The organism is Marinovum sp., assembly GCF_034669705.1.
Classification (GTDB): Bacteria; Pseudomonadota; Alphaproteobacteria; order Rhodobacterales; family Rhodobacteraceae; genus Marinovum.
The window spans coordinates 105776-117960 of sequence record NZ_JAXMOR010000013.1; the positions used below are offsets into that span (position 1 = coordinate 105776).

General features: G+C 66.1%; 7 protein-coding genes and 3 pseudogenes. 6 read left to right on the top strand and 4 right to left on the bottom strand.

All coding sequences use genetic code 11. The features are described 5' to 3' along the window. Window positions 1-128 precede the first annotated feature (128 nt). The 3 genes from VOI27_RS11370 to VOI27_RS11380 are packed head-to-tail and all read left to right on the top strand — an operon-like array spanning window position 129 to window position 3141. Window positions 129-1091 (top strand): tripartite tricarboxylate transporter substrate binding protein, encoded by a 963-nt coding sequence (locus VOI27_RS11370; RefSeq protein ID WP_323765466.1) that lies wholly within the window; start codon window positions 129-131, stop codon window positions 1089-1091. 54 nt (window positions 1092-1145) lie between these two features. Then, window positions 1146-1640 carry a tripartite tricarboxylate transporter TctB family protein gene (locus VOI27_RS11375; RefSeq protein ID WP_323765467.1) on the top strand — a complete coding sequence of 165 codons (495 nt, stop codon included), beginning with the start codon at window positions 1146-1148 and terminating at the stop codon, window positions 1638-1640. Between the two features lie 22 nt (window positions 1641-1662). Further along, window positions 1663-3141, top strand: coding sequence for a tripartite tricarboxylate transporter permease (locus VOI27_RS11380; RefSeq protein ID WP_323765468.1), 1479 nt, complete (start codon window positions 1663-1665; stop codon window positions 3139-3141). Between the two features lies 1 nt (window position 3142). Here VOI27_RS11380 and VOI27_RS11385 read toward each other — a convergent pair whose 3' ends face one another. Beyond that, window positions 3143-3988 (bottom strand): IclR family transcriptional regulator, encoded by an 846-nt coding sequence (locus tag VOI27_RS11385; RefSeq protein ID WP_323765469.1) that lies wholly within the window; start codon window positions 3986-3988, stop codon window positions 3143-3145. A 67-nt stretch (window positions 3989-4055) separates the two neighbouring features. After that, a complete protein-coding gene (locus VOI27_RS11390) occupies window positions 4056-5768 on the bottom strand; it encodes a thiamine pyrophosphate-binding protein (protein ID WP_323765470.1) in 1713 nt (570 codons plus the stop codon). A gap of 172 nt (window positions 5769-5940) precedes the next feature. On the opposite strand from VOI27_RS11390, the pseudogene VOI27_RS11395 reads away from it, so the two are divergent. The 3 genes and pseudogenes from VOI27_RS11395 to VOI27_RS11405 form a co-directional block, all read left to right on the top strand. Beyond that, window positions 5941-6987 (top strand): annotated as a pseudogene (locus VOI27_RS11395) (sigma-54-dependent Fis family transcriptional regulator); the annotation flags it as partial. 1 nt (window position 6988) lies between these two features. Continuing rightward, window positions 6989-7474 (top strand): annotated as a pseudogene (locus VOI27_RS11400) (NAD(P)/FAD-dependent oxidoreductase); the annotation flags it as partial. Between the two features lie 978 nt (window positions 7475-8452). Beyond that, window positions 8453-9544: a helix-turn-helix transcriptional regulator gene (locus tag VOI27_RS11405; protein ID WP_323765471.1), complete on the top strand. Its 1092-nt coding sequence runs from the start codon at window positions 8453-8455 to the stop codon at window positions 9542-9544. A gap of 240 nt (window positions 9545-9784) precedes the next feature. Here the strand turns inward: VOI27_RS11405 and VOI27_RS11410 are convergent, their stop codons facing one another. Both VOI27_RS11410 and VOI27_RS11415 read right to left on the bottom strand, forming a co-directional pair. Further along, window positions 9785-10099, bottom strand: coding sequence for a hypothetical protein (locus VOI27_RS11410; protein WP_323765472.1), 315 nt, complete (start codon window positions 10097-10099; stop codon window positions 9785-9787). Window positions 10100-10324: 225 nt separating this feature from the next. Next, window positions 10325-12185, bottom strand: a pseudogene (locus tag VOI27_RS11415) (hypothetical protein); the annotation flags it as partial.

Sequence of the window (12185 nt, forward strand, 5' to 3'; positions counted from 1 at the left end):
GGACCGTGCAAAATTGCTGCTTGCTTATTCCATTATATCCAACATAATCCCGTTATACAAAACTAACTGGCGCCGTAAAGAGGAGTTGCGCGTGCCGGTCTGACAGGAAAAAACTCTGGGAGGAGACCATGAAAACATTCAAACTCAAGGCATTGTCCGGCATTGCTTCGGCGCTGGCGCTCACCGTCACCGCAGGCAGTGCGCTCGCACAGTCGAATCGTCCGGTCACCGTCGTCGTGCCCTTCGCCGCCGGCGGCGGCACCGACATCACCACGCGCGCGATGCAGCAGGGCCTGTCAGAGGCGCTGGACGCCAACATCGTGGTCAAGAACACCGCCGGTGCCGGTGGCACGCTGGGGGTGGGCGAAGTCGCGCGGGCGCGCGCCGATGGCCGTACCCTCGGCATGGCGCCGGTCGGGCCGCTGACCACGCAGCCGCATCTGCGCGAACTGCCCTACAACGTCGACAGTTTCGAATACATCTGCCTCGCCTATTCGGCACCGACGGTGATCGCGGTGGCCAAGGACTCGGAGTATTCGACGCTCGAGGAGATGGTGGCCTACGGCAAGGAGAACCCGGGCGAGATCACCTTCGCGGTACAGGCCATCGGTTCGATCCCGCATATTGCCGGGCTGGCGCTGTCAGAGGCGGCGGGGATCGAGATGACCTACCTGCCGGTGAACGGTGACGGGCCGGCGCTCAAGGCGCTGCTCGACGGCACCGCGGATGTCTTCATCCCGCATGTCTCCTTCTTCACCAACAACGCCGAGCAGCTGAAATCGCTGGCGATGCTGCAATCCGAGCGGCTCAAGGAACAGCCCGATCTGGTGACCGCTGCCGAGCAGGGCTATGACCTCGACTTCCCGATCTGGGGCGGTCTGGTGGCGCCCAAGGGACTGCCGGCCGAGGATGTCACCCGGCTTGAAGGGGCTTGCGAAGCGGCGGTGAATTCCGCACCCTTCCAGGAGCGCATGGAAGCGGTCAAGCAGCCCTCGGCCTACATGGGCGCCGAGGAGTTTTCCGCCTTCGTGCAGGAGAAATACGAGACCAACCGCGGTCTGCTCGACAAGGCCGGGCTCCTCTCGAACTGAGACATGGGGGCGGCCGGCTGACCCGGCCGCTGCCTTGGGCAAGGAGGAGGCCACATGGCCGAGGAGAGCGCAGCGCCGCCACCGCGTGCCACGGTGATCACCGACCGCGCCGTGGCGCTGGTCATCGTCGCTGTCACGGCGGTGTTCTTCGTGCTGACCTTCGGCGAGGTCAGCGCCTTCGCCCGCGCCAGCGCCGGGCGTGGTCCCTATTTCTTTCCTCGCGTGGTGCTGGTGCTGCTGCTGATCGTCGAGACCGTTCTGCTGTTTTCGGTCTTCTCGCCACGGCATCCGATGGTCAGTCGCCGCCTGCCCTCCCTGCGCATGGGCCTGCTGATCGCGGCCACCGCCGCCTATTGCGCGCTGATCCCGCTGGCCGGTTTCCTGATCGCCAGCGTAATCTTCGGTATCTTCGTGCCGGTGCTTCTGGGCCGGCGCGACTACGGCGTGATCGTCGCGGTGGCGCTGGTCTACAGCACCGCGGTCTGGTGGCTGTTCGAGCGGGTCTTCCTGATCATCCTGCCGGCCAGTCCCTTCGACATCGGTTTCTGACCTCTCGCATGAAAGACCCCTGATGGACCTCATCCTCCTCGCCGCCGGGCAGATCGCAACGCCGCTGACCCTGTTCTGCATCGTGATCGGCACGGTGGTGGGGGTGGTGGTCGGTGTGCTGCCGGGGCTGGGCTCGGTGATCGGTCTGACCATGGTGCTGCCCTTCACCTTCTCGATGCCGCAGATCCCCTCGATCGCGCTGATGCTCGGGGTCTATTGCGGCTCGGTCTACGGCGGGTCGATCACCGCGATCATCCTCAACACGCCCGGCACGCCGCAGGCCGCCGCCACCGCGCTCGAAGGCTATCCGATGGCGCGGCGCGGCGATGCCGACCTGGCGCTGGGCTGGGTGACCACGGCCTCGACCCTTGGCGGGCTGTTCTCGGTGCTGGTCTTCATCCTCGCCGGGCCCTGGCTGGCGCGGCTGTCGCTGCAGTTCACCCCGATCGAGTATTTCGCCCTCGGGGTCTTTGCCATGACCTGCATCGCCGGGGTCTCCTCGGGGCAGATGACCAAGGGGCTGGTCTCTGGCGGCATCGGTCTGATGCTGGCGAGCATCGGCGTCGATCCGGTGACCGGCGACATGCGCTATACCTTCGGCAGCTTCCAGCTCAGCGCCGGGATTGCGCTTATCCCGGTGATCGTCGGGGTCTTTGCCTATTCCGAGATGTTCCTGCGCGTCCTCGACCTGAGCGGTGACAAGCCGGCCCCGGAGGAGATGCGCGTCGGTTTTCGCATGCCGCCGTTCAAGCACTGGCGGATGCGGCTGGGCATGTTGCTGCGCGGCTCGATGATCGGCTCCTTCGTTGGCGCCCTGCCCGGCACCGGTGCCGCCACCGCGGCCTTCATCGCCTATTCAGAGGCGCGGCGCACCTCCAAGCGGCAGGCCAATTTCGGCAAGGGCGAGCCCGACGGGCTGGTGGCCTGCGAGGCCTCGAACAACGCCGTCACCGGCAGCGCGCTGGTGCCCACCCTGGCGCTCGGCATCCCCGGCGACCCGGTCACTGCCGTCATGCTGGGCGCGCTGGTGATCCAGGGGGTGGTGCCGGGGCCGCAGCTCTTTGCCAACAACCTCGACCTGGTCTATGCGATCTTCCTCTGCCTGATCCTGGTGAACCTGGTGATGTTTGCGACCGGCGCACTCGGCGCGCAGCTCTTCACCCGCATCCTGCGCATCCCCGAACCGATCCTGATCGGGCTGATCCTGATCATCTCGACGGTCGGCGCCTACGGGGTGAACGGCAGCACCTTCGACATCTGGGTCGCCTTCGCCGCCGGGGTCGCGGGTGCGGTGCTGCGCTGCCTGTCCTACCCGCTGGCGCCCATCGTCATCGGCATGGTGCTGGGGCCGACGATCGAGATGTCGCTGCGCCAGGGGCTGATCCTGACCGACGGCAATATCCTCGAATTCCTGGCCCGGCCGATCGCCACGGTGCTGTTCCTGCTGACGGTGGCAATCCTCACCTGGCCGCTGATCCGCGACCGGCTGGTCCGCCGCTGAGCTATCTCAGGTTGCTCCCGAGCGAAGACATCGCCTGCGCCGCCGCCAGCAGCTTTGGCAGATGCTGGGCGCGCAGCTTCTCTGGCGGCAGCAGCTCGGCATTGCCACCGACGCTGATGGTATAGATGTCGCCGGTCAGCGGCTCGCGCACCGGGATGCCGATGGCGTTGTGGCGCGGGTTCCAGTCGCCGAAACTGTCGGCGTAGCCCTGGGTCTCGAAGCGCTCGATAGCGGCCTCGAGGTCGCTGAGTACACTGTCCCACTCATCACCATGCAGCGCCTCGAGCGCCGGGTAGAGCCGCTCGCGTTCCGCCGCATCCGCAGCCGCCAGATACGCCCTTCCGGGGGCCGACAGCGCCAGCGGGATGCGCGACCCGACGTTGAGGTTGAGTGCCACGGCGGTGGGTTTGCGGATCAGCTCGACGAACATCATCTCATTGATGTCGCGCACGCTCAGCGCCACGACGCAATCGCCGCCGCTGGCGATTTCTTCCATGTGGCCGCGCACCATCTCGGCAAAGCCGAACCGGCCGATCGCCGCCACGCCCAGCGTCAGCACCTGGTTCGAGACCGCGTATTTACCATACTCCGGCAGGTAGCGCAGATAGCCCAGCGTGGTGAGCGTGCCCAAGAGCCGCGACACCGTGGTCTTGTGCAGCCCGGTGCGCTCGGCGATGGCCTGGGTGCCGAGGATCAGGTCCTCGGCGTGAAAGGCGCGCAGGATCGACAGGCCGCGCGCCAGCGAGGTCACGAAGGGGCGGTCATCGTTCAGGGCGGCCGCGCCCATGTCCTGTCGCGGCCGGCCCCGCCGGGTGGCGGAGAGCTTGGGGGTCTTGGTCTCTTTCATGCGCGCTCAATAGCCCATTCGCGCCGGCCTGTCCCGGCAAAATCGGCGGATTTCCCTGTCCCCGGCTTCACTTGAGGGACGCCGGATCGTCCAGCGGACCATAGTCGGAACAGTCCTTGTGGCTGGCGGCCGGGTCGGTCTTGACGTCGATCACCACCGGCCCGCCGCGGCCATGCGCCTCGCGCAGGGCCTCGGGGATCTGGTCGGCCTCGGTCACCGTCAGCCCCGAACCGCCCAGCCCCTCGGCCACCTTGGCGAAATCATGGTCGCGGAAATCGACGCCCAGCCGCTGGTTGCCAAGGTTGTCGCGTACCATGCCGAGGCCCGCATTGTTGGCCACCAGGTAGACCACGTCGAGCCCCTGTTCCGCCGCCGTCGCCACCGCGTCCATCGTCATGACGAAACCGCCGTCACCGATCACCCCGGTGACGCGTTTCTCGGGGCAGGTGATCTTGGCCCCCGTTGCCGCCGGCGTGCTCCACCCCATGCCGCCAATCCCGCCCGGCGCCACCAGCTGATGCGGATGGCGCAGCGGCAGACGCGTGGTGGCCCAGATGCGGTTGCTGCCGGCATCGAGGGTCAAGAGGTCGTCGGCGTCGAGAAAGCCGCCCAGCGCGCGCATGATATCGGCGTAATGCACCGTGCCCGGTGCGGTCTCGTAGTGTGGCAGAACGCCGTAATCGTTGTCCTGTTTGATCTTGGCGATGCGGCCGGTCCGTGCCTCGACCACCGACCGCTCGGGCGCGGCGCTTTGCAGCAGGAAATCGAGCACATCGCTGACATCCGCCGTCACCGCCATGTCGACCGGCACCACCCAGCCGGCGTTGCGCGGATCGGTGTCGACCTGGAGGATCGTCTGGTCGCCGGGCCGGATCATCTCGGCGTCGCGGAACCTTGTGTACTCCGGCCCGAGGCTGCAACCGAGCACCAGGATCACATCCGCCGCCTGCACCATCCGGTTCGCTGCCGCCGAGGCCCAGGTGCCCATCATCCCCACTGCGACATCGCAAGTCTCGTCGATCACGCCCTTGCCGTGATAGCTCGAGGCCACCGCGATGCCCTGCGCCTCGGCGAACTGCTGCAGCTTGACGCCCGAGCGGCTCATGTAGACCCCGTTGCCGGCGATGATCACCGGCGCCTTCGCCCCCTGCAGCGCCTCGGTAATCGCCTGCAACGCCTTGCGGTCCGGCACCATCGGCGTGTGCCGCAGGTAGCCCTCGGTCGGATAGAGCCGCGCGCGCGGGTCGTCGGGCAGGTCTTCCTTGATGATGTTGGTCCGCATCAGCATCGCCGCCGGGCCTTGGCGCGGCGTCTGGGAATGTTTGATTGCCAGCTGCGTGCCATAGACCGCCTCGGTGGGCGTGGTCGCATAGGTCGCGAACTTGGTCATCGTCTTCAGAACGGCAAAGGCATCCCCGGCGCCGTAATCGCCGGTCATCGTCTGGTAGACGCCATGCTGGGCAAAGCCGTCGTAGCAGGAGGTGTCGGTCATCACCACCATCGGTGACGAGGAGAAGTAGGCCTCGAGAATGCCGAAGGCGCCGGTGGTAGTGGCAAACGGCCCCTGCGCCATCAGGAGCCCCGGCTTGCCGGTCAGCTTGCCCGCCACCTGCGCCATCACCGAGGCCGATTGCTCGCTGCGCGCCAGCACCAGCTCGAACTCGTCGCGCCGGTCGTAGAAGGCCGGCAACGACCAGGTGATGCCAAGCCCCGGCAGGGTGAAGCCACGGGTGATGCCGGCCTCGATGAACGTGTTGATGACGCCTTCGTTGGTTTTCATGGGGGTCTCCTCTCCGGGGCAGGATAGAAGAGGAACGTAATTCCGGCAAGCGCAATTAAGATGCGTATAGTGGTCTTTGCAATGTGCGCCCGCGCCCGCCTGTCCACGACGAAAGTCTGATCTTCACAGCCTTGCCACGCGTGATAGCCTGTCGCGCGGGAGGACGATCGCCATGGCGGACCGCCGACACGTCGAGGAGATCGAACAGGTACTGGACGGCACGCAGACCGGGCGCGACGGTGTCGTCGCAGCCTCTTGGCGGCGCTGTGTCGAGGTCTACGGCATGGACCCCACCCGCAGCGACCCGGCGCATATTGTCACCGAGACCGAGCTGCGCGATCACCGCAAGCAGGCGGAATGGCTGATCGGCGCGGCGCGCAGCAGCCTGCAGAGCCTGTTCCGCCAGGTCGCCGGCCAGAACTACGCGCTGCTGCTGACCGATGCCAAGGGCGTCTGCGTCGACTTCTTCGGCGATGACCGGTTTCTCGACGAGCTGCGCAAGGCCGGGCTCTACCTCGGCTCGAACTGGTCGGAGGACCTTGCCGGCACCTGCGGCGTCGGCGCCTGCCTCTATACCCAGGAGCCGGTGACGGTGCATCAGGACGACCACTTCGGCAATGCCCACACGACCCTGAGCTGCACCTCGGCGCCGATCTTCGACAGTCTCGGCGGGCTGGCAGCGGTGCTCGACATCTCGCTCCTGCGCTCGGCCCGGCCGAAGCGCAGCCAGACCCTTGCCATGAGCCTGGTCTGCAATGCCGCGCGGCGGGTCGAGATGGCGAACCTGATGGCCGAGAGCAGCCGCGACTGGGTTCTGCGCTTTTCCAGCAGCCCCGAGTTTCTCGACGTCGATCCCGAGGCCGCGGTGCGGCTCGACGGCTCCGGGCGCATCACTGGCTACACCCGCGAGGCACGGCGGCTCTTCCCAGATGGCGCGGCCATCCTCGGCCGGCGGATCGACGAGGTCACCGGCTTGAGTGTCGACGACCTGCCCGACCTGATGCGCGACCGGCCGACCGAGGACCGGGTGATCGAACTGCAGGGCGGCGGCGCGCTCTTTGGTGATGCCATCGCGCCACAGACCCCGCGCAGCCTGCACCGCAGTCCCCGCCCCGGCGGGCCGCTGGCCGCGCTGGCGGGTGACGATCCGGTGATGGGGCGACTTCTCACCCAGGCGGCGAGGCTGGCGCCAACGCAGATCCCGGTGCTGATCTCGGGCGGGCGACGATGGCTCCGGCCTCTTCATGAAGTACCTGCGCCGGGGCTCGGGCTATTACATCGATGTCGGCGCCAGCCAGCTGATCATCGACGGCGAGGTGAAGCTGGTGAAAGGCCAGGTCGATCGATTCGAGGAAGACGCGGTGGTACTGTCAGATGGCATCCGGCTAGCGGCCGACCTGGTGGTGTTGGCCACCGGCTATGGCTCGATGAACGGCTGGGCCGCCGACCTGATCAGCCCCGAGGTCGCCGACAAGGTCGGCAAGGTCTGGGGCTTGGGCTCCGACACCACCAAGGACCCCGGTCCGTGGGAGGGCGAGCAGCGCAACATGTGGAAGCCCACCCAGCAGGAGAACCTCTGGTTCCACGGCGGCAACCTGCACCAGTCGCGGCACTATTCGCTCTACCTCGCGCTGCAACTGAAGGCCCGGATGGAGGGGCTCGATACGCCTGTCTACGGGCTGCAGGAGGTGCATCACCTGTCGTGATGCGCCGCGCGCCCGGGCGTCCCTCCCGGCCCGGGCGCGTTTTCTTGGGTCTCGATGAGCCGAGGTTTTTTGATCTGGCTTCAGACCCGGTCCCGCCGCTGCGTAGCGACAGCGCGTTAACTGGCCACAAGGCCTCTCGCGGGTGAAAGCTCTGTTCCGCCCCGCCGTGCAGATGCATTCCGCCGTTTCATCAGCCGCGCGGAAGGGCCTTGGTCCTCCCCGAACCGGGCGATCGCATTCCGCCGGTCATGGACTGCACGGCGCCCCGTCCGCACCCCTCCGTTGCCCCAACGGCCAAGAAGGAGGCCGCGGCGCGCGGCATGTCCAAGGATTGTGCGCGAATTCTAGCCCCTTCCGCGCCTTGGCAGGGTCAATATAGGATTTTCTCTAGGTTGCCGGATCCTTGGCCGGGATGTCAGGTATGACCTGTAAGTCACTCAGTACACTAGGCAATACCCCCAATGCCCGGCAGCCATTCATCATTGACAGAAAATTTTACTGTCAACGGTCCCTCTTTCAGCACAGGGGGATCGGACGCCATCACGACCGGCGCTCACCCGACTGATCGCGCCAGGGACGCCGCGGCGCCCGGCATCTGAACAAATTTTTTTCAAGCGCTCTGCTCAATCCCTTCCTTGCAGAGCGTACATCGCATTTCAAGGCAAGCATTTGCATATGCACGTGGGATGCGTCGGGTTTGGTTCCGGAAACGGGGCAAAGGTTGACGTCCTCATGCGCAGGGGTTTGACGCCGCCTAGCGCGGCGGCGAATTGATCGTCGACACCACGTTCGACCCTTGCAAGACCCGACCCCGGCCCTTTGTGGCCGGGGTCTTTTCATGCCGGTTCAACAACGCCGCGCACCCGCCCCCTGCGTGAACGCATCCCCGCGACCCGCCGCGGGCCCAAGGTGTTGTGCGCGAAGGAAAGTTCTGCCACGCTCCACGACAACAGAAGGAAGTGTCGCAGAACGGGCCATATGACAGAAACACTGACCCACCACGAGATTTACGACGCGGCTCTGGACAACGACCTCTTTAAAACCCTGCCCCGGCGACTGGCGCGGGACATGGGCGTGCCCTCGGCGCTGTTTTTCTGGCTGCACCCCGGCGACCTGCAGGAAGTGAGCGCCGGCACCCAGCCGGAGACCAATGACGACTACGTCGAGTTCATGCAGCAGGACCCCTGGATGGACCAGGTCAACGATGACCGGGTCGGCACCGGGGCCTTTCGCCTGACGCAGTTCGTGGCCCCCGACACCTTTCAAAACAGCCTGATGTACAACGAGTTCATCGTGAAGAACCGGCTTGAGCGGTTCTGGTGCCTCGGGCTGGTGCAGGACACGCGCGACGGGCGTGTTGTCACCGCCTTTCACAAGGGCAAGCGCGACGGAGATTTCACCGACGAGCAAGTGGCGCTGCTCAACCGGCGGCAGTCCGATCTGGGGCGCATGCATGCAATCCGGCGGGAGCTGATCCGCAACCGCCTGGGCGCGATCACGGCGGCGGACGGGTCGCTGAACGGCGAAGTCCCGATGTTCGAGCTGAACCACGAAGGACAGTTGCTGCGCCTCAACGGGCTGGCGGATTTCCTGCTGCGGCAGCACCCGTTTTTCGTCTTTCGCAACGACAAGGTCCTGGCGCTGGGTGGGCCGGTGGCGGCGCGGTTCCGGGCGGCTGTGGGGCAGGCCACGGATGCCACGCACGGACAGGCGAACACGCTGGACCTGCCTCAGGTGCGCGGCGCGGATGGCCGGGTCTTGCCGGCGATGCGGTTGAATCTCCTGCCCCGGACCCATGGCGGCCGGCACCTGCTTGTGATCGCGACGACCGAGGATCTGCCGGCCCTCAAGGCCGCGGTCGAGACGCCCGACGACAAGGTGGTGCTGACCGCGCGCGAGCTGGACGTGCTGCGCGGCCTGACAGAGGGCAAGCGGCGCGACCAGCTAGCCTTCGACCTCGATATCTCGGTCGCCACGGTCGACCTGCACAGCGGCAACGTAAGGCGCAAGCTGGGGGCGCGGACCATGCTTGAAGCGGTGGCACGAGCCGTGCAAGGCGGCCTCCTGTAGCAGCCTGACAGGCCCACCATCTGGTCACCACAGTCGGGTTCTACAGGCGATCAGGAGACATCCGGCACGGCGTCGGGCTGCGGCTTGTCATCGGGCTTGGCAACCGGTCGGTGTCGGACCAATGGCCACCTCCACCCGCAACCGCTCAGGCCCATTTCCGGCCATGACGGGTTTACAGGCCGAAGTCGGCTGAGGCGTCGCAAGGCTGGAATACGCTCGCCCTGCGCATGACGAATTCGATCAGCGATGAGCCTTGATCGAAGCGGTCGTCGGCCAGATCGGCTGCCTTGCCTTCGCGCGTCTCGAAGGTGCCAAGACGGCCATCTGCAACATTGCGGTGAGCGCCATCCCGACACCACCGCCGAGAGCATAGGAAGTCAGGATCATCCACAAGCCGGCCCCCATAAGAAAGGACACCACGGCGGCGAGAAAGGCGCTGCAGATGCCGACAACAAGCAACCCGCATGCGCCTTCGATAACAGGAGCCTGGCTGTGAGTTTCGGCATAGCCCGGCCGCTGGCCGGGGAACGTGTTACTCTGGGCAATATCGTGCATTTCGAAACCTCGTATCTCTGGCGAATGAACTGTTTGGTCTGCTCTGCTCGGTCAATTGCCCCGCGGCACCCCGCTTCCGGATTTCGGACACCCGATCGACCTGCGCTGTTTGGGGGAGCAGCTGAGTCGAAAGGGCATCCGAACCACTAAGTCTCTTGTTGAAATGGCCCGCACCGTGAGTGGTGGCATGGGAAGCGGGCCATTTCGGCGTCATGTCAGGGCGGATCAGTGCCCCAGGTCGAGACTGTCCGTCAGATCGGTCAGACCGGCGAGAAGATCGGTGGCGTCTGACAGCCCCCCGAGCGCCTGCTCTGCCGGCTCCGTGCTGCCCAGCAGCCCACCGACGAGACCATCCTCACCGAGAACCGCATCCAGCGGGTCTTCTTCGCCGCCAAGCAGGTCGCCGACGACACCGTCCTCACCGAGAACCGCATCAAGCGGGCCTTCTTCGCCGCCAAGCAGGTCGCCGACAACACCGTCCTCACCGAGAACCGCATCAAGCGGGCCTTCTTCGCCGCCAAGCAGGTCGCCGACAAGACCGTCCTCACCGAGAACCGCATCGAGGGGACCGTCTTCGCCACCAAGCAGGTCGCCGATGACACCGTCCTCACCGAGAACCGCATCAAGCGGGCCTTCTTCGCCACCCAGCAGGTCGCCGACAACACCGTCCTCACCGAGAACCGCATCAAGCGGGCCGTCTTCGCCACCAAGCAGGTCGCCGATGACACCGTCCTCACCGAGAACCGCATCAAGCGGGCCTTCTTCGCTGCCAAGCAGGTCGCCGACGACACCGTCCTCACCGAGAACCGCATCAAGCGGGCCGTCTTCTCCGCCCAGCAGGTCGCCGATGACACCGTCTTCACCGAGAACCGCATCGAGCGGGCCGTCTTCGCCACCCAGCAGGTCGCCGACGAGACCATCCTCACCGAGAACCGCATCGAGCGGGCCTTCTTCGTCGCCCAGCAGGCTGTCCACAGGGCCGCCTTCGCCCAGCAGATCGCTCACAGGGCCGTCGGCCCCGAGCAGCGGGTCAACAAGGCCGTCTTCCGACAGCACATCGCCCAGGGGTCCGTCCTCACCGAGGATCGTTTCGAGGGTTGAGTCCTCGGTGAGGGGATCGCCGAGGAGGGGTGCAACCCCCTCGGCAATCTGGTCGACCACACCGCCATCGTCGGTCAGCGGTGCCAGGAGGTCGTCGACGAGATCCGGGTCGGACCCTGGTGTGCCTTCGCCCATCGTGCCGGTGTCGGTCTGCGTACCGACGGCGCCGTCAGCGCCGGTGATGCCGGCCAAGGCTCCGTCGTTGCCAACAAGATCACCCAGCAGCCCCTCTGAGCCGGTCACCTCACCCAGCACACCCTCGTTGCCGGTCACAGGGCCGAGCAGCCCGTTGTCCGAGATCAGGCCGTCCGTCAGACCGATTTCCTCCGACACCTCGCCATCGCCGAGCACCGGCTGGCCGAGCAGGTCCTCGGTCAACTCACCGATCGGTGTCTCCTCACCGATGAGATCACCGAGCAGTCCCTCTGAGCCCGTCACCGCGCCGAGTGTACCCTCGTTTCCGGTCAGCTCGCCCAGCAGGCCATCGTCACCGATGATCGGATCAACGAACCCCTGGTTTCCTTCCTCCGTAGGATCGGTCGGGTCCGTCGGATCAGTCGGGTCCGTGGGATCGGTCGGGTTCGTGGGATCAGTCGGGTCCGTGGGATCGGTCGGGTCCGTGGGATCGGTCGGGTCCGTGGGATCAGTCGGGTCCGTAGGATCGGTCGGGTCCGTGGGATCGGTCGGGTCCGTGGGATCGGTCGGGTCCGTAGGATCGGTCGGGTCCGTGGGATCAGTCGGGTCCGTAGGATCGGTCGGGTCCGTGGGATCGGTCGGGTCCGTCGGATCGGTCGGGTCCGTCGGATCGGTCGGGTCCGTAGGATCGGTCGGGTCCGTCGGATCGGTCGGGTCCGTGGGATCAGTCGGGTCCGTGGGATCAGTCGGGTCCGTAGGATCGGTCGGGTCCGTAGGATCGGTCGGGTCCGTGGGATCGGTCGGGTCCGTAGGATCGGTCGGGTCCGTGGGATCGGTCGGGTCCGTGGGA

Coding starts and splice junctions, on each gene's coding strand:
- VOI27_RS11375 (WP_323765467.1), top strand. CDS start 1,146: ATGGCCGAGGAGAGCGCAGCGCCGCCACCGCGTGCCACGGTGATCACC.
- VOI27_RS11410 (WP_323765472.1), bottom strand. CDS start 10,099: ATGCACGATATTGCCCAGAGTAACACGTTCCCCGGCCAGCGGCCGGGC.
- VOI27_RS11380 (WP_323765468.1), top strand. CDS start 1,663: ATGGACCTCATCCTCCTCGCCGCCGGGCAGATCGCAACGCCGCTGACC.
- VOI27_RS11390 (WP_323765470.1), bottom strand. CDS start 5,768: ATGAAAACCAACGAAGGCGTCATCAACACGTTCATCGAGGCCGGCATC.
- VOI27_RS11370 (WP_323765466.1), top strand. CDS start 129: ATGAAAACATTCAAACTCAAGGCATTGTCCGGCATTGCTTCGGCGCTG.
- VOI27_RS11385 (WP_323765469.1), bottom strand. CDS start 3,988: ATGAAAGAGACCAAGACCCCCAAGCTCTCCGCCACCCGGCGGGGCCGG.
- VOI27_RS11405 (WP_323765471.1), top strand. CDS start 8,453: ATGACAGAAACACTGACCCACCACGAGATTTACGACGCGGCTCTGGAC.